This is a genomic window from Streptomyces sp. SID14478 (assembly GCF_010548525.1).
Lineage (GTDB): Bacteria > Actinomycetota > Actinomycetes > Streptomycetales > Streptomycetaceae > Streptomyces.
This window is the reverse complement of the sequence record NZ_JAAGMG010000103.1, coordinates 1-17274: the sequence shown is the minus strand read 5'-3', so window position 1 is coordinate 17274 and position 17274 is coordinate 1. Positions and strand designations below refer to the sequence as shown.

At 67.9% G+C, this 17274-nt stretch carries 15 protein-coding genes; 8 read left to right on the top strand and 7 right to left on the bottom strand.

Going from position 1 to position 17274, the window contains the following annotated elements:
* Nucleotides 1-19: 19 nt before the first annotated feature.
* Nucleotides 20-223: a cold-shock protein gene (locus G3I40_RS04135; RefSeq protein WP_164300780.1), complete on the top strand. Its 204-nt coding sequence runs from the start codon at nt 20-22 to the stop codon at nt 221-223.
* Between the two features lie 238 nt (nt 224-461).
* On the opposite strand, the gene G3I40_RS04130 is transcribed toward G3I40_RS04135, so the two are convergent.
* From G3I40_RS04130 to G3I40_RS04120, 3 genes are all read right to left on the bottom strand, one after another.
* Entirely contained in the window at nt 462-761 is a 300-nt protein-coding gene (locus G3I40_RS04130) for a hypothetical protein (RefSeq protein ID WP_164300779.1), read from the bottom strand.
* Nucleotides 762-1354: 593 nt separating this feature from the next.
* The gene (locus tag G3I40_RS04125; protein ID WP_239091522.1) at nt 1355-1705 is read right to left on the bottom strand and encodes a MarR family transcriptional regulator; all 351 of its coding nucleotides are present in this window, start codon (nt 1703-1705) and stop codon (nt 1355-1357) included.
* Nucleotides 1706-2193: 488 nt separating this feature from the next.
* Nucleotides 2194-3663 carry an MFS transporter gene (locus G3I40_RS04120; RefSeq protein WP_164300777.1) on the bottom strand — a complete coding sequence of 490 codons (1470 nt, stop codon included), beginning with the start codon at nt 3661-3663 and terminating at the stop codon, nt 2194-2196.
* Between the two features lie 440 nt (nt 3664-4103).
* Here G3I40_RS04120 and G3I40_RS04115 point away from each other — a divergent pair, with 440 nt between their 5' ends.
* The 3 genes from G3I40_RS04115 to G3I40_RS04105 all read left to right on the top strand — a co-directional run bounded on the left by G3I40_RS04115 (nt 4104) and on the right by G3I40_RS04105 (nt 5618).
* On the top strand, nt 4104-4949 hold the full coding sequence (locus G3I40_RS04115) for a serine protease (protein ID WP_239091526.1): 846 nt from the start codon (nt 4104-4106) through the stop codon (nt 4947-4949).
* 163 nt (nt 4950-5112) lie between these two features.
* The gene (locus G3I40_RS04110) at nt 5113-5367 is read left to right on the top strand and encodes a hypothetical protein (RefSeq protein ID WP_164300775.1); all 255 of its coding nucleotides are present in this window, start codon (nt 5113-5115) and stop codon (nt 5365-5367) included.
* A complete protein-coding gene (locus G3I40_RS04105) occupies nt 5364-5618 on the top strand; it encodes a hypothetical protein (RefSeq protein ID WP_164300774.1) in 255 nt (84 codons plus the stop codon). The genes G3I40_RS04110 and G3I40_RS04105 overlap by 4 nt, the downstream gene beginning before the upstream one ends.
* A gap of 258 nt (nt 5619-5876) precedes the next feature.
* Here the strand turns inward: G3I40_RS04105 and G3I40_RS04100 are convergent, their stop codons facing one another.
* The 3 genes from G3I40_RS04100 to G3I40_RS04090 form a co-directional block, all read right to left on the bottom strand.
* Nucleotides 5877-6170, bottom strand: a complete 294-nt coding sequence (locus G3I40_RS04100; RefSeq protein ID WP_203643411.1) for a hypothetical protein — start codon at nt 6168-6170, stop codon at nt 5877-5879.
* Nucleotides 6171-6553: 383 nt separating this feature from the next.
* Entirely contained in the window at nt 6554-7036 is a 483-nt protein-coding gene (locus G3I40_RS04095; RefSeq protein WP_164300773.1) for a GNAT family protein, read from the bottom strand.
* 1388 nt (nt 7037-8424) lie between these two features.
* The gene (locus tag G3I40_RS04090) at nt 8425-8931 is read right to left on the bottom strand and encodes a nuclear transport factor 2 family protein (RefSeq protein WP_164300772.1); all 507 of its coding nucleotides are present in this window, start codon (nt 8929-8931) and stop codon (nt 8425-8427) included.
* A 239-nt stretch (nt 8932-9170) separates the two neighbouring features.
* On the opposite strand from G3I40_RS04090, the gene G3I40_RS04085 reads away from it, so the two are divergent.
* The 4 genes from G3I40_RS04085 to G3I40_RS04070 all read left to right on the top strand — a co-directional run bounded on the left by G3I40_RS04085 (nt 9171) and on the right by G3I40_RS04070 (nt 15705).
* Nucleotides 9171-10328 (top strand): aspartate aminotransferase family protein, encoded by a 1158-nt coding sequence (locus G3I40_RS04085; protein ID WP_203643408.1) that lies wholly within the window; start codon nt 9171-9173, stop codon nt 10326-10328.
* Between the two features lie 45 nt (nt 10329-10373).
* On the top strand, nt 10374-13487 hold the full coding sequence (locus G3I40_RS04080; RefSeq protein ID WP_164300770.1) for an amino acid adenylation domain-containing protein: 3114 nt from the start codon (nt 10374-10376) through the stop codon (nt 13485-13487).
* Nucleotides 13484-14215, top strand: coding sequence for an alpha/beta fold hydrolase (locus G3I40_RS04075; protein ID WP_164300769.1), 732 nt, complete (start codon nt 13484-13486; stop codon nt 14213-14215). Before G3I40_RS04080 ends, G3I40_RS04075 begins: the two co-directional genes overlap by 4 nt.
* Nucleotides 14216-14415: 200 nt before the next feature.
* The gene (locus G3I40_RS04070; protein WP_164300768.1) at nt 14416-15705 is read left to right on the top strand and encodes a hypothetical protein; all 1290 of its coding nucleotides are present in this window, start codon (nt 14416-14418) and stop codon (nt 15703-15705) included.
* A gap of 312 nt (nt 15706-16017) precedes the next feature.
* Here G3I40_RS04070 and G3I40_RS04065 read toward each other — a convergent pair whose 3' ends face one another.
* Nucleotides 16018-17232: a globin domain-containing protein gene (locus G3I40_RS04065; RefSeq protein WP_164300767.1), complete on the bottom strand. Its 1215-nt coding sequence runs from the start codon at nt 17230-17232 to the stop codon at nt 16018-16020.
* Nucleotides 17233-17274 lie beyond the last annotated feature (42 nt).

Sequence of the window (17274 nt, the reverse complement as noted above, 5' to 3'; positions counted from 1 at the left end):
TCCTCGACCAAGGAGCGGCATGGCTACCGGAATTGTGAAGTGGTTCAACTCGGAAAAGGGCTTCGGCTTCATCGAGCAGGACGGCGGCGGCGCCGACGTGTTCGCCCACTACTCGAACATCGCATCGTCGGGATTCCGTGAGCTCCAGGAAGGCCAGAAGGTCGAGTTCGACGTCACCCAGGGCCAGAAGGGCCCGCAGGCCGAGAACATCAGGACCATCTGACACACCGCAGTGCACCACAGGCGCTCCGTACCGCACCGGTACGGAGCGCCTCGTCGTCCCGTCTGCGCTGCCTCGTCGAGTCATCTACTGATGGAATCCAACGGCCCCATCCAATTGACCATCAAGACTGGCAAAAATCCCTGCCAGCCCCTCGTATGGCTGAGCTGATTAGCGGGGGGGACGACCCGGCCGCCCGAGAAGCGGTGGCTGTGATGCTCGCGGCGTCCGCGAGCGCAGTTCAGTCGTGAACGTTCTTGGTGGGCTTGCGCAGCCGATACCAGACGAGCGCGACAACCCCGATACCCATGGCGAGGTAGAGCCAGCGCAGAACGGTCGTGCTGTGGAGGAACGATGAGGGGCTTGAAATGCAGACCACAGCTGTGACAGTGACCCACCATGAGGATTCGGGGCTACTGCGCATAGCATTCCGCGCGCGGGCCGCCGTCAAGATCCACCAAGCACTGAGAGCCAGAGCGAGCCCGATGAAGGGGTCGGTCAGACCTGGCCCCAGATCGTCACCGGGAGCCTGCAGAATCACGGCGACACCGAAGAGAAGCGCGCACACAGGCGGCGTCCACTCGGGCAGCGTCGGTCGCGGCGCAGTGTCGTGCGCTGTGTGAGCTGACGCGTGGGACTCGGCTCCTGAAGCGTTCATGCCCGGCATTGTGGCAGGCGATGCTTGTGGTCCCGGGCAGGGGGGAGGTGCGTGAGCAACAGCTCGACGCAGTACTCGGGTTCGTCACCGCCGGGTCGACAGGACGTGGCCACAGCGTTGCCGTGCTGTTCGGGCGGGCCTGGTCTCGACGGCGGTCGAAGGAAACACCTGGGGCCGTGCCGCAGGGTCCGCTCTGTTCGGTTTCAGCTGCGGAAGAGGTCCAGGCGGAGGCATGCCAGACAGGATTGTCCTCGCCCAGGCTGTGGCCGCTGCCTAGAGTGACGTGCTATTCGAAGCGGGAGGGGTCGGCCACGCGTGCCACGCTGGCGGCAGTCTGCGTGGCAGGGATGCCGTGCTCAACGTCCACGGTCAGTTCCGGCATGGCGAGCTTGTTCTCGCCCAGGAGCCCCTCGCTCAATCGATGGCCAACTCGAGGAAGCTCCGTGGGCCGGAAAGCCGCAATCGGGGACGCGAGGTTACGCCTTGGTCGCCCGATCGTAGACGGCCACCGCCCGCTCGAGAAACGTCGCCACCGTGGCCTGTTCCTGGACTGTCATGGACCGGGTGATCTCGCCGATGCCCTCGACGAGAGGCCCGACGTGTTCGAATGCAGCCTCCTTCCAGTGCTCCGCCGGTGTCACGAGCACCTTGCGCCGGTCGCTGGGGTGCGGCTGTCGGCTCACGTGTCCGCCGTCCGTCAGGCGGTCGATGACCAGCGTCATCGCCGCAGTCGACGTGCTGAGTTCGCGGGCTAGTTCGCTCGGCGTTGCCGGTCCGGCGCTCACGAGACGGTCCATCACCGCGAGCCCGGCGGGATCGACGTGCATCTGCCGGCCCAAGTACCGCTCGAACCGCTGCTGGCGGCGGGTCAGGCTCCGCAGCTGGTCTCGGATGGGCCCGTCCGCCGGGGACGCTGGCCGGGGATCGGTGGGCTGATTGGCAGTCATGGCTGGGAAGCTTCTCCTGGAATGCTGAAGGCGTTGGCAACCAATGATGCGTGAGACCTACGGGCGATAGGAGGGCAGGGCGAGGGTGTCGGCGGCCGGGAGAGAGCCCGGGGCCTCAGCTGTACGGCCGCGCAGGGGCGCACAGTCGCCTGCAGGACCGGGTTGAGAGTGCGTGTCCCGCCCCGGTACACGGTGTGACGGAGCGCGGTATCCCCGGGGCAGACCCTGCCCCCGCTCACCACAAGGGCGCGAGACCTCCACGTAACAGGTGAACGCCTGCTCATGATGGCTGATGGCGGGTGCACCGCTTAGCACGTAGGAGCCGGTGAGGAAGAGGCTGATTCACGGTACCGGCCCCGGACCGGCGATCACGCAGCGGCGTCCTGCTTCAGAGCAACGGGGGTGTTGCCGTGCTGGTCCTCTTCGGATCGGCCCTTCTTGGGCAGCAGGAACGTAATGGCCAAGAAAGCTGCCAGCAGGCATGTCTGGACGATCAGTGCGTGGTGAAAGCCGGTGGTGAAGTCGCCGGTCTTTGCCTGCGCGAAAAACAGCGAGCCGAAGAGCGCCACGCCGATGGAACCGCCGATGGCCTGCACCGCGGACAGGACGCCGGAGGCAGAGCCGATCTCCTCGTCGTCGACCGCTGCGAGGATGAAGCTGAACAGGGCAGCGATGACCATGCCTGCTCCGACGCCGGCCACCGCTACGCCAGGGGCGATGTCCCAGATCGAGAACGAACCCGCGCTCAGGCTGTCGAGCTCGAACCAGAGCAACGCCGCACCGGCGAGCTGAATCACCGGGCCGGCCTGAAGGACCTTGCGGCCGATCTTGTCGGCGAGGAAGGCGCCGCTGACCGCGCCGCCGATCGCCGTGCCCAGGGCGAGCGGCAGGTTGCCAAGGCCCGCATCCCCGGCGCTGAAGTGCTGGCCGATCTGCAGGAACAGCGTGAGCACAAGTTGCGTGCCGATGAGGCCGCCGAAGAACAGGGCGATACCGGCGAGCCCAACAGTGAAGGCAGGCTTGCGGAGCAGGGCCGTGGTCACCAGGGGCTCGCGGGCAGCGGCGGCGGCGCGGCGCTGCTGCAGCGCGAACAGACCGAATCCGATGACGGAGGCTGCCATGCACAGCCAAGTCCACAGCGGCCAGCCGTCCTCCTGCCCCTGGTTCAGCGGCAACACAAGGAGCGCGCAGGACGCCACTACGAGGCCCGCGCCGACCATATCCACCTGGACGGTGCGGTCGCCCGGCTTCTTCGGGACGAACTTCGCCGCGATGGCCAGGGCCACGAGCCCGATGGGAAGGTTGACCAGGAACACCGAGCGCCACCCGAGGCCGAGGATGTCCCCCTCGATGAGGAAGCCGCCCAGGACCGGGCCGACGATGCCGCCCAAGCCCAGCACGGGACCGAAGACCGCGAAAACCTTGGTGAGTTCGGGCCCGGAGAAGTTCTCACGCAGCAGACCCAGGCCCTGCGGGAGCAGCATCGCCCCCGCGGTTCCCTGGAGCAGCCGGAAGACGATCAGCGCCTCGATGTTCGGCGCCAGCGCGCACAGCAGTGAGCTCAGCGTGAAACCCGCGAGGCCGACCAGGAACATCCGACGCCGGCCGTAGCGGTCACCGAGCCGGCCGCCCAGGACCAGGCCGGCCCCCAGTGTGAGGGCGTAGCCGCCGATCACCCACTGCAGACCGACGGAACTGGCGCCGAGGGACCTTTCCAGGGCGGGACCTGCGACGTTGACGATCGACGCGTCCAGGAGATCCATGACCTCTGCGACGGTCATCACCACCAGGATCAGCCATCGCCACCGGTACGGCGAGGTGGTCAGGTCGACGCTCATCTTCCCTCAGTTCATTGATTACCAATATTATTAGCGTTGTCGAGAGTAGCCGGAGCCCCGCAGATGTCAACCGCGCCCCGGCTCCACAGCCCACCCGCAGGGCCCAGCGCTGCCGATGCGGGTGGATCACGCGCCCGCGGAGGTGCCGGACATCGCCCGGCACCCGCTCACCGGCAGCGCCATACCCTCCGTCAAGATCGACGTCGCCGGCGGCACCGTCAGCCCATTCAGACCTGCGAAGAACTCGCCTACTTCGGCGGCATGACCACCTCTCACATGGCCGACTTCCGGCTTACCCCTGGACGTTGTCCGTGGTCGCGGCAATGCCGTCGCGTCCTCGCACGATCCGCGCACAGCGCTGCTCAGGCTTCGACACCGGAACCCGCAGATGAGGCCGATATGCAACTGATCGACACATTCGCGAAGTTAAGGTGACGATCATGGCGAATCTGAACCGAACACACGGCGTACTCCCTGCCACCCTGCTGCGGCGCATCGCGCTGGCCGCCGGCGCCGCCGCGCTGGCACTGATGGTGTCGCCCACCCCGACATCCGCAGTTGTGGGAGGGCGTGACGCCAGTTCAGGCGAGTTCCCCTGGACCGCCGCCATCGAGGTCGACGGCCAGCAGGTGTGCGGCGCGGCGATTATCAGCGGGCACACCCTGCTGACCGCGGCCCAGTGTGTGGACGGCCGGACCGCATCCGGCCTGAACATCCGCTACAACACCCTGGACCGGGAATCCGGCGGCCAGGTGGTCGAGGCCTCCGAAGTCATCCCCCATGAGTCCTACGACGCCGACTCCCAGGACTACGACATCGCGGTCATCCATACCACCACCGGCCTGATCCAGGGTGACGACGTACAGCCAGTGTGCCTGCCTGCGGCGGAGCAGAAGCTCACGGGAGCAGCGCGCGTGTCCGGCTGGGGTGCCACCCGCGAGGGCGGCCCGTCAGCAGACCGTCTCCAGGCTGCCGACCTGCCCCTGATGTCCGACGACGAGACCGCAGCTGCGTACGAGGGCTACAGGACGGTCACCGACCGGATGATCGGCGCCGGCCTGCCCTCGGGCGGCAAGGGCCCGGGCAAGCGCGATGAGGGCTCTCCCCTCGTCGTCCTCGACGACAACAACAAAGCCACCCTGGCCGGCCTGTACTCCTGGGCCCGTGGCTCCGCCCGGCCCGGCCTCCCCGCAGTCTTCACGCGCGTGCCCGCTCTCACCGGCTGGATCGAGCAGCAGATCACCACCGATCCCGCCCCCGCAGCCTGCGGACAATCCACCCTCTGAGTCCCCTACCCAGCACGGTCGCGCCTCCCGCCCGATGGAGGCACGTAGTCCTTAGGGGCAGAGCACCTCGTGGCCATACGCCGACTTGGACGCCGCCAGGTTGCGCTTGCTCGATGTCCCCCGCAGCCCGGAAGCACGCGCACTCTGAGAGGAACCAGTGAGCGTGGAGTTGGATGGCGGCAGAATCGCTGTGCTCCTGATGTGTGTCGTGTTGTTCCTGGTGGTCGGCTGGATGGCAGCCGTCCGGCGGAGGAAATGGCCGCTTGGCTTCTTCATGGCCGTCCTGATCTTCAACCGGGCTGTTCCCGAAGACAGCTTGTGGGCGTTGCAGGTGATCGCGATCTGCGGAGTGATTGCCGCGGGTTTGATCGTCTGGCTGCGGCGTGTGAAGCCGGTGCCGTTCAGGGAGGGCTCGTGACGCTGCCGGTTGTCGTGGTGGTGTCTGAGGCAGTGGCCTCGGCTGTGACCCTGGCCATGGGCTGGTTGGCCGCGTTGCGCGGCTACCGCCGCTACCTGATCACGTTCATCATCTGGGCTCTACTGTTCCTGGTGGTGCCCAATACGAGCTGGTTTGCCGTAGCCCTGTCCTGGGCTTTTGGAGCTGCAGCCGCGTCCTTCCTCGCCACCATGAACAGGGCTGACCCAGGGTCGGGGCGAAACCCGCTGTAGTTGACACTCGGACATGCAGGCGCGCTGCCAAGGACCGATGGAGCTCTCGGCAGCGGCGAGCGATTCACCGACCGATGTGCATGTGGTCGATGGTGCTGGCGTCGATCTCCACGGAGAGGCCGACGGCCCGGTCTTCACTTGATGCGAAAGTGTGTATGCGCGACGACACCGATGACGAGCCCGGCGTCACCAACGTGCCCGAACAGAATATTTGGCGCTCTGCCGACAGTTGCGGCTGCGGCTGCCCGCCGAGGGTGATCAGTTCGTCGACGGAGACATCGTCGTGTTCGTCTCCGGCGGCTCCGTCGCGGGGGTGGCAATTTCGATATCGGAGACGTCGAGATCGACCTCGCAGCCCTCCGGCAGCTTGTCGCTGGTGGTCGCGCACTCTGACGGATCGCCAGTGGGCAGGTTTTTCTCCGCCTGGGATTGCTCGGGCGAGGATGAGCTGCCGGTAGACGGCTTGTTCTCGGAGGATGACGAGCATGCTGCCGAGCCCAACATGGTGCACAGGATCAGAGCGGCGGAGGCCGCAACGGTACGAGTACGCATGAAAGTCCCCCAATACGGATGCATGAGCAACCGACGCAACAGTCGCACGGCTGTGCCCTTCGCGTCCGGGGGGAAGGGGTGGGAAGCGTGAAGAAGTTGAGGCGGCCTGATGTGTACGCGCCCCCCAGGAAAACGCCCCCAGCCGGCCACCGCGATGTTCCGTCCTCAGCGCCCCGGCATGGAGTGTGTGCCGCATCCGCTTCTGCCTGCCGACGGATTGGGGTAACCCTGCCGCCTGCCAGCGCTGCCTCGAGTACAACCTCGCTGCCCGGCGCACCAACTGCCAGCGGGTGGCCCCCTACCGGGCCTCGGTCGTCCACCCATCGGGCAGCCTGCCGTAGAGCGACGTCGGCCCCCCACACCTGCACCGCATAGAACACCGGCTAGGCATCATGCCCGGCACAGCAGGATTCCGACTCCGTCGCAGTGTGGCTCACCCAACGCGCCTCAATCTCACGTCCGTTGGGGAGTGTGTAGCGGGTCGGCCCGTCGTCCGGAACGAATCCAGCGCGCGTCAGCGCGCGTGCGGATGCGATGCTCGTCGGCTCGTACCCGGCCCGCAGAGTGCGCAGGCCCACATGCTGGTGGCCAAGGACCGCCGTCGCCCCGAACAGCTCCGCACCCAACCCCTGCCCTCGTGCATGGGGTGCCAGCTGTCCGCCGATCTCGCCGGTGCCGATGTCGATACCCGCGCTTCCCGCATATCTGCCATCGTCCAGACGCACACAGATCAACAGAACCGCGTCGCGGGGGTCTGATGTGAACGGGTCAGTCAGCCCTCGCCGGCCGGCCGGGGTGAGGTGCCGCAGGTCGAGGGCGGCCGGGCGCATTTCGACCAGTTGTTCACGGACCCTGGTCAGCGACACGATCTGCTTGGGCTGCCAGCCGAGCCATCGCTGGGCCTCCGTGTCCCGAGGCGACGGCGCACCAGACCGTGATGTCCAGTACGTTCCGCGGGGTGTAGAGCGGCAGCCGATCGGTGCGCAGGATGTGCTGCCGCCGCCCGCAAGTGTCGGACCGTGGCAGTCCGAGTGAACTCTGCCCACGTTGCAGCCAACCCCAGTTCATGTGTCTCCCCGGCCTGGAATAGCCGGATCTTACGACGGCGCGCAGGAAATTGGACTGCCCTCGGCGTGCTCCTGTGGGTGGCTCTGGCAGGCATTCGTACGCGGAGATCATCTCGGTGTCGCAGTGGACCGGTCCGCATTTCGTTGGCGGAGGTGAGCAAGCAGCACGTGGACACGACGCAGTCGTCTCACCACGCCTGAAGACCGGTCCTTCCGCAAGCCGCCCGGTAAGTGTTCCGGTCCGACGCGTTGGTGACGTAGTTCCACCGCGGGGACGGGGCAGGCCGAGGCCTGAAGCCCCCCCAAGAACCGAACCTGTCCTGAAGCCGGCCACGGAAGACCGACCGACCTGTGCGCACAGGTCGCGGGTGGCAAGGGCGATGGCTGCGGCGCTGACGGCTTCGCGCTTCATGAGCCGCTCACGCGATGAATCTGCGTTATGTGCACGGCTGGATGCCGGGCCAAGGAACGAGCACCGGTGCAATCACACACCCCAGGTTGCGAATCCCCCCAGCGCTTCACGCCCCGCGTGACTGCCGCACCGCCCCCCATGTGGCCGCTCTCGTTGGCGAACCCCGATCCGGGGGCCCACAGTCGCAATCAGAGCACCCAGACCCCGTGCTGAAAGCGAGACGCCGATGCAAGACCCCTTTCTCACAGCCGAAATCCTCATCAGCGCCGAGCGGGCCGACAGTCCTAGCCGGCGCCGGCTTCGCGTGGGGCATTCAGGTGAAGGAACTCGTGCGTCATCCGTGCCGGGGCGAGCAGGCGGCGGCTCCACGACTGTGCGTGAGTCGGTGGCCGGTGCGGGCAGTGAGGATGTTGAGCTCGTGGGCGCAAGCAGACCGGGCTAGCGAGCTCGCGCGACAGCGACGACGCGCGCGGGGCCAGCGTGCCCGTGACGGGAGTGGCTGATGGGCCGCGTCCGCCCCGCGTGGACGAAGCGGCGCCCAGCAGCTCGGCGCCGCGGCCAGCACGTTCGTTCCCGTCCCGAGGGACGCCGCCGCCGGTCAATCCGTTGAGAACGCTGACCGGCGGCGATGCGGAGGTTCCGGGTTCGGGCGACACGTGTCGTCTCCTGGAACCTTCTGCACGACGGTGCGTCGATGTCTCCTACGTGTTCCTACGTGGGTGCCTCTCGCCCCGTATCGGCGTCGGCGGGATTCCCGGGGCCGAGGTGGAGGAACTCAGTGCTCGGCCGTGGAGTCGAGCGGGCCGGGAACGGGGGTACGTCGGCTCTCGGCCTGTTGCGAGGCGGTCAGAGTCTGGGGTTCCTCGCGGGTGGAAGGGACTCGATGGATGAGGTCCGTGACGACGTAGGAGTCGACGTACGCCTGCACTTCGACGATCTTGTCGTCGGCGAAGCGGCAGACCCACACGTAGAAGGGGTCGTAGGCGTTGCCGTCGTTGGCGGTCGCGACCCCTTCCATGATGACGATGGTCTGTTCGGCGGTCCCGTACATGGCCTTGAGGTCGAAGCTGAGGCCTCCGGAGCGGGCGCGGACCTGCTCGAGGGTTCCGTCGAGGAATTGGCGCTTGTTCGGGTAATGGCCGGCCAGCGGGTGACGGCCGACCATCGTCCAGCGGACGTCGTCGGAGACGTATTCGCCGAAGAACTTGTCGACCGTCGACAAATCGCCGAGCAGTTCGAAGATTGCCCGCCGGTCCTCGCAGGTTCCGGTTTGCTGGGTCATGTCGCTCCTTCGTCATGAGGGATGGGAAGTTCTAGCCTCACCGCTTCTCGCGGTCTTGATGCTGTGTGCCGAGGGCGAGGGCGTGAATGCGTTGAACGGCCTCGCCGATTCGCGTCCGCGTTCAACGCGTTCACGCTCTCGGCGGGTCATGTCCGGTGTCAGTGAGGGGACTTCGGTGCATCCGAGAGGGCATGGCACAAAGCGTTGAGTTGGATTTGCACGGCCGTCATCGGCGGGTGATGGCGGAATGGTCTCCGCTCTTCTACAGCGAACCGCTGGAGGTGGTCTCCGGGCGGGGCCGTGAGGTGGTCGCAGGTGACGGGCGTACGTATTTGGATTTCTACGGCGGTGTCGCCGTGAACCTGCTCGGCTACGGGGACCACGAGTTGGAAGAGGCAGTGCGCGCGCAGTTGTCGAGCGGTGTGGTGCATTGCTCGACGTTCTATCTGCACCGGCGCCAGGTGGAACTGGCCGAGCTGATCGCCGCGCGCTCCGGGATCGACGACCCCGCCGTGTTCTTCACCTGTTCGGGTTCGGAGGCGGTGGAGGCCGCCCTGTTGGCCGTGCGGGAGTACCGCAAGGCGGAGCGCGTGGTGGCGCTGGAGGGCTCGTACCACGGGCGGACGCTGGGGGCACTGTCGGTGACCGGGCAGCGTGGGTGGCACGGCAGGGTGGATGCCCCGCTCCCGGTCACGTTCCTGAGTGAGGGGCAGGACGCGCGTGAGGTCGTGGGGCCCGATGTCGCCGCGCTCATCGCGGAGCCCGTGCAGGGGGTGGCCGGTGCGGTTCCGCTGGCACCCGGTCGGCTCCGGGAATGTCAGGAGGCGCTTTCCGCGGCGGATGTGCCGCTGATCGTCGACGAGGTACAGACGGGGTGGGGGCGCACCGGCCGGTGGTGGGGCTATCAGTGGCACGGTGTCCGCCCTGACGTGATCGTCTTCGCGAAGGGGGTCGGCGGCGGGCTGACCATCGGCGGCGTGGTGGGGCGCCGGGCGATCCTTGACGCCCTGCCTATGCCGTCGATCTCGACCTTCGGCGGCGGCCCGCTCAGTGCGGCGGCGGCGCTGTGCGTGGTGCGTGCGGTGGAGTCCCGGGGGCTGGTGAAGAGGGCGGGACGGCTGGGCCGCCTCATCGCCCACGGTGTGCGACGCGGCGGCCGGGTGCGGGTGCAGGGGCAGGGCCTGTTGCTGGGCGTCACCTGCCACGACGAGGCCGGGAGACCCGATGCCCCGTTCGCGGCGTCGGTCCACGAGGAATGCCGCGCACGCGGGTTGTTGGTCGGGCTGGGCGGCACGCACGGCAACTGTTTGCGGCTGATGCCGCCTCTCACGCTCACCGAAGAGGAGGCGCGGCGAGGCACCGAGGCCCTCGTCGCGTCCGTCGCCGCCGTGGGCTGACACGGAAGACCGGTTCGGCACGAGACAGCACTCTCTGGAGGAGACATGACGCAGGAACCGATGCAGGCGGAGCAGACGTTAGCGCTCACGCCGGTGCAGCAGGCCTACCGGCTGGGCCAGGAGGACGGCCCCCTGGGCGGAGTGGCCTGCCATATGTACTTCGAGTTCGACAGCGAGGACCTCGACGAGCATCGGTTGGCGGGCGCCGTCGAGGAGGTGCAGTGTCGCCATCCGCTGCTGCGGGCCCGGTTCGACGACGCCGATGAAGCACGCGTCATGCCGCGCCCGTTGAGCGAGCTCCGCCATGAGGACCGGCCCTCACAGCAGGTGCGGGACGCGATGTCCGTTTCCCATCCGGTGGCAGAGGGCAAGGGCGGGCTCGACGTCCGGGTCAGTTCCCCGCCCGACGGCGGCGTGCGTCTGCATGTGTCCATCGCACTGATCGCCGCTGACCCGCCCAGTATTCGTACGGTTCTGGCGGACCTCGTCGCCGCGTACGGCCGGCGGTCCGCAGCGATGCCGAGCACGTTCGACTTCTCGCAGTTCGCCGGCGGGAACGGCTCGGACTCCGGCGCGGGGCAGGGGCCGGAGCAGTTGCCGGAACCGCCGAAGCTCCCCCGGTCGGCGGACGCGGACAGTATCAGCGGAGCCCGCTTCACCCGACATCACGTAGCGCTGGATCCGGCGGTGTCTCAGCGGCTGGCGCAACGGGCCGAGCACGAGGGCGTCACACTCGCTGACCTCCTGTTCTCGGCGTTCGTGCACACAGTGGACCGGTGGAGCGAGAGCGACGACTGCGTGCTCGACGTGCCCCGGTTCGACCGCCCGCAGGACGCCCGGGGCGCAGTCGGCGACTTCAGCCGCCTCACCGCCGTAACGGTCCCGGTGTCGAGGGCGGCGAACCTGCGGGAGGTGGTGGAGCAGGCGTCCGCAGCGCTGCACCAGGACTCCCCCACCGTGCAGGATCTGCTGGCCTGGGCGCGTGATCGCGGCCAGAGCGTGCGCCCCCTGGGCGCGGTGTACACGGCCGTCGAGGCGGCGTGGGCCCCTGCCGACTTCACGGACGTGTTCGGGCCGATGACGTGGATGGTCTCGCAGACGCCCCAGGTGTACCTGGACTGCCTGGTCTATCCCTCATGCGACGGCGGGCCGCTGGTGATGGCCTGGGATGTCGTCGAGGACGCTCTGCCGGCGCCCGTGGTGGACGCGATGACGGCGTACTGCGCCGACACCCTGCTCGCGCTCGCGGATGAGGACTGGGGCCGGTCGTCGGCGCTGCCGCTGCCCGCCGGGCAGCACAAGGCCCGGGAGAAGGCCAACGCGACGCGGGCAGCCGTGCCGGACCAGTTGATGCACGAGGCCTTCTTCACGTACGCGCGCCGTGACGGCGATGCTCCCGCTCTGTTCAGCGACCGCGTGACCTGGAGCCGCGGCCAGCTGGCCGACGCCGCGTTACGGGTCGCTTCGCTGCTGACCCGGCGCGGGCTGACGATGGGAGACCCGGTGGGCGTATGCCTGGAAGACGGCGTGGACCAGGTGCAGGCCGTTCTCGGAGTGCTGGCTGCCGGAGGCTGTTATGTGCCCATCAGCCCGGACCAGCCGGCCGAGCGGCGCCGGTCCGTCCTCCAGCGGGCCGGGGCACGGTTCGTCCTGTGCGACGAGCAACTCGTCGAAGAGAGCGAAGGAGAGGACTACGCGCAGGATGTGCAGGCGGAGTCCCCCGCACCTGATGTCCCGGCGGACCGGCCCCTGTTCTATCTGCCGATCGCGCTCGCGGCGGACACCGAGCCGTTGGAACAGCCGGTGTCGGTGTCGTCGCGATGTCCTGCGTACATCATCTTCACCTCCGGATCGACCGGCCAGCCCAAGGGTGTAGAGATCGCACACCGGTCGGCGCTCAACAGCATTCTCGATCTCAACCGCCGCTGGCAGATCGGCGAGCGGGATCGGTGCCTGCCCATCTCCTCCCTCGACTTCGACCTGTCGGTGTACGAGATCTTCGGGCCGCTCGTGGCCGGCGGCGCCGTCGTGGTGGCGCCGGCGGAGGAACGCCGGGACCCCGCTGCCTGGATCCGCCTGATGAACACCTACGACGTCACCGTGTGGGACTCGGTGCCGGTCCTGCTGGACGTCATGCTGACACAGGCCGAGGAGGACGAGAGCCCGCGGTCGCTGCGCGTGGTGATGACCGGAGGGGACTGGGTTCCGCTGGATCTTCCGGACCGGCTGCACGCACTGCTGCCGCAGGCCCACTTCGTCGCCTGCGGCGGTGCGACCGAGGGCTCCATCTACTCCAACTACTTCGAGGTCACGACCGTCGAGGACGCGTGGACGTCCATTCCCTACGGCTATCCCCTGGCGAACCAGCAGTACCGGGTGGTGGATTCCGCGGGACGCGACTGCCCCGACGACGTCCCCGGCGAGATGTGGATCGGCGGCGCGGGCGTCGCCACCGGGTACCGCAACGACGAGGAACGGACCGCCGAACGGTTCGTGACCGTCGACGGTCAACGCTGGTACCGCACCGGTGACCTGGGGCGCTACCGGCCCGGTGCGGTGCTGGAGTTCCTGGGCCGCATCGACCACCAGGTGAAGGTGAACGGCTACCGCATCGAGCTCGGCGAGATCGAGTCCGTGCTCACCGGTAACGACGATGTCGCCCGCGCAGTCGCCCTCGTCACGGGAGAGGACGCCGCACGGCGCATCATCGCCTACCTGCAACCGCAGGACGAAGGCGTCGACACCGCCCAGCTGCACCGCGACGCCCAGGACTGGCTGCCCGAATACGCGCTCCCCGAGGACTACTTGCTGCTGCCCGATCTGCCGTTGAACCAGAACGGAAAGATCGACCGCAAGAAGCTCGCCAGCTGGGCGGCACCGCAACAGCAAACCGCCGACGAGGAGCCGGTGCACGACGGTCTGGAGAGCGACGTGGCCGCACTCTGGTCCGAGATCCTGGGCCAGCAGGTCACGGGGCGCAACATCAGCTTCTACGACATGGGCGGCAACAGCCTGATGTCCATGCGGCTGACACAGCGGCTCGCCAAGAAGTTCGGCAAGCCGCTCACGCTCCGCCGAGTGCAGAAGGCCGCCACCGTTGCGGACCTGGCCCGTCTGGTCGAGGAAACACCCGTCGGTGCAAAGGGAGCCACCGCATGACCTCGCTTCTTCCCGAGCCCGCACGCGCATGGCTCCGCCCGATCGCCGACGGCACAACGGCGCCCGCCGGCACCGTCGTCTGCCTTCCGCACGCGGGCGGCAGCGTAGGGGTGTTCAGCACCTGGGCCGGCCATCTGCCCGACGGACTGCGGGTGCTGGGCGTGCAGTACCCGGGCCGGGCGGACCGCAATGACGAGCCTCTGCCCGAGGACCTGCCCAGCCTCGCCCAGCACATCGCGTTCAGCCTGCAATGGCTCAACGGCCCCTACACACTGTTCGGCCACAGCATGGGCGCACTCCTGGCCTACGAGACGTGCCTCAAACTCGCCGGTCTCGGGATCGCCGGGCCGGAGCACCTCGTCGTGTCCGCCAGCCCGCCCCCGGACCACGCCGTCACCCCCGGCCGCGACGACCCCGGCAACGCCGCACCGGACCTGCCCGACTCCCTGGCGCAAGAGCCGGAAGTCAAGGAGCACTTCGAGCAGCTCCTCGCCCAGGATCTGCGACTCCTTCAAGACTACGAGCCATCAGGACAGCCGGTGGATACCCCGCTCACCTGCCTGTACAACACGGACGACCCCGAAATGAACGAGGAAAACGCCGACGGATGGCAAAAGTTCACCACATCCGCATTCCGCTCCACCGAATTGCCCGGCGGACACTTCGCGTGCTTCCTAGACCCGGAGGCGACCTGGACGGTGCTCGAAAAAGACACAGTGCGTCATTGATTGAGTCAACTTTCCGCACCTGCCGTGTGACGGCACGCGGCGAGGGCACAGAGAACGGAGATACACAGCACAACAATCAATGGCCAAAGACTCTGGCAGAGTAGGCAGTTGACCGCTCCGGCACCGAGTCACGCACGTGCGGAGCAAGCATGCCGAAAGCCAGAAATTCCGCTCTCGGCGCCTTACTCACCGAATCACAGATGTCCAGCGGCGAACTGGCCCACGCGGTGAACGCCATAGGAGCCCGCCAAGGACAGAACTTCCGCTACGACCGGACGTCCGTGGCGCATTGGTTGACAGGGTCCTGCCCGCAGGGCCCTGTCCCCGAGTTGGTGTCGCAGATTCTCTCCACCCGGCTGAACCGGCTCGTCACCCCGGCCCAGACCGGGCTGCTCCCCCAACGCGCCACGACGGCACCGCCCCCGCGCTCGGCCGACCTCGTCCTGCTCGATCTGGGCACGACAGAGAGCGACCCCGCCCGGCACGCCGCTCTTTTGCGCGCACCGTGGGTATCCTGGCGCACGCTCAGCACCGCACCGCATGACGCGGTCCCCGCGGGCCGTCTGCCGAGCGGCCCGCGCACCCTGCACGACAACGACCTCGCCCTGCTCGACTGGTACCGGGGTCAGTTCACCCAGCTCTTCGAACGCTACGGCAGCGGAGGCGTGTTCAGTGCGCTCCGTGCGTTCATCACCGCCGACGCCGTCTCCTTCCTCGCCTCCCGAGCGCCGGCCCGCTCCCGACGTGCCGCGCAACGGGCCACCGCACAGCTCGTCCACCTGCTCGCGACCGCCAGCGTCGACGCCGACCGGCTCGGGCTGGCACAGCGCTACCACCGCGTGGCCCTGTCACTGGCCGACGAAGCAGAAGACGGCGATCTGCGCGCCATCATCCTGCGCTCCATGTCCAACCAGGCACGCATTGTCGGCTACACCGCGGACGCGCTGCACCTGGCCGAGGCCTCGCGCGCCGGAGACGGCCACCTCACGCCCGCAACACGCGCCTTCCTCCTCACCGGGCAGGCAGCCGCCCTCGCCACCGACGACACCCGCGAACAACCGGCACTCTCCGCCCTGGACACCGCACACCGCCTCCTCGACGAGAACGCTGCAGACTCCGATCCCTACACCGGGTACAGCCGCGCTGCGTACGAGCATCAACGAGGCGAGGTCCTGTCACTGCTCGGAGATCAGCATCAGGCCGCCGAGGCGTTCGCGGCCTCGCTGGAACACCGCCCGCCCGCACACCGCCGCAGCCGTGGCATCACCGCCTGCGCATTGGCCTCCACGCAACTGCGCGTCGGCCACATCGAGGCCGCCTGCGCCAGTTGGACGAGCGCCCTGGAGACCCTGCACGTCGTCTACTCACCGCGGCTTCAACACCTGCTCACCAGGCTGCGCGAAGAAGCCCAGCCCTACCGTCACCACGCCCCGGTCCGCACCCTGCGCCACCACACCCGCGCCGCCCTCTCGCCACGACAGTCCGAGTGACGCCGGTTGCGTGACTGCTGAGCCGTTTGTCACCGGCCGCAGCCAGGACCACGCCGCTGCCGTCGCTGGGCCCAGCCCCCGCTACAGCTCCGGTGCAGTCGAAGGCCACCACAACATGATCAAGATGTTGAGGCGCAGATGTTCGGCCGCGCCGACTTCGATCTGCTCCGCAAGCGGGCCCTCCTGACCCACGCAGGGCATGCATTTCACGGTTGCTGCTTCGGTGCCGCTCCGTGGCCTGAGCACCGAAAGTGACCCTGAACCACCTTGTAGAGCCCACCGACCCCCCAGGCCACCGGCGGCAGGATGGCCTCAGCCGATGCGGTGCAGCGACGGATTGATCCAGCGTGGCTGAGGCGGGTCGAGAACACGCTCGGCGTGAGTGGCCGATCGCTGGTCCTGTCTGGTGGAGAGCAGCGGATCGTGCGTCAAACTGCGTGGCGCATTGCGCTGTTCAAGGGTCTGGATGGTTGTGCTGACGAGGGCGGGCGGTCCAGCCACATAGACATGCCGATCGGCCAGACACGGCCCCTCAGCGAGACGCTGCTGGAATTGGTCGTGAAAGCCGCGGACACGACGCGGGTCCGGCGGATACCACCAATGGCAGGTCAGCTGGCGGTGCCGACTCTCAAGGCCAGCCAGGCGCTGTCGATCGTAGAAGTGGTCGCGGCTGCGGGCCACCACGTGCACATCGATGGTGCGGGACGGGCAACGGCGCAGTTGTTCGGCGACGATGGCGCGGGCCGGAGCCCAGCCGGTGCCTGCCGCGATGACCGTCAGGGGCGCCTCGTCTTGCGCGCACCAGCCGTCGCCGGCGGGCGCGGAGAGGGTGAGGGTGTGTCCGGGAGACGCCTGGTCGCACAGGAGGGTACTCAGTGACCCGTCGGGGGTGCGGGCGACGTGGAGTTCCACCTCGCCGCGTGAGGCATCGTCGTCCGGTCGTACGAGGGAGTAGGGGCGCCAGATGCCGCGCAGTTCCGGATGGTGCACGGCCGCGTACTGGCCGGCGCAGAACGGGTAGGACTGGTCAGGGACCGCCTGGAGCACCACGGTGTGTCCGGTGCGGTCAAGACGGCGGGAGACCACCGTGGCCCGCCAACTCGCCGGAATACCTGCGGCATTGTCGCGCTGAACCGCGGCCAGCATGGTGTTCATGGCGAGGGTGTACACGTTGGTCCACGCCCGCTCGGTGTCCTCATTCCACGTGCGCGGCGTGTGCTCGGCGATGGATGCGATCAAGCTCCGGCCGACACTGAGGTAATCGCTCCGGGTAATGCCGTAGCGGCGATGATCACGCCCCAGCCGCTCCAGGTAGGACAGTGTGCCGGGGGCGTCGAGATGATCGATGACGTGCACCAGCGCGTTCAACAACCGCTCGTGCTGTTCACCGAGTTCGGCGGGGAAGAGCCGCCGCAGGTCCGGCCTGGCACCGAACAGGTGCGCATAGAAGAACCGGACCACATGCACTCCGCGAGCCCCGGCCCGCTGCAAGCTGTCCTGCACCAACCGCACGTCGCGCTCGTCCACTTACGCTCCCCCACGCCGTCTGCATGTCCCGTCCCGGGGAAT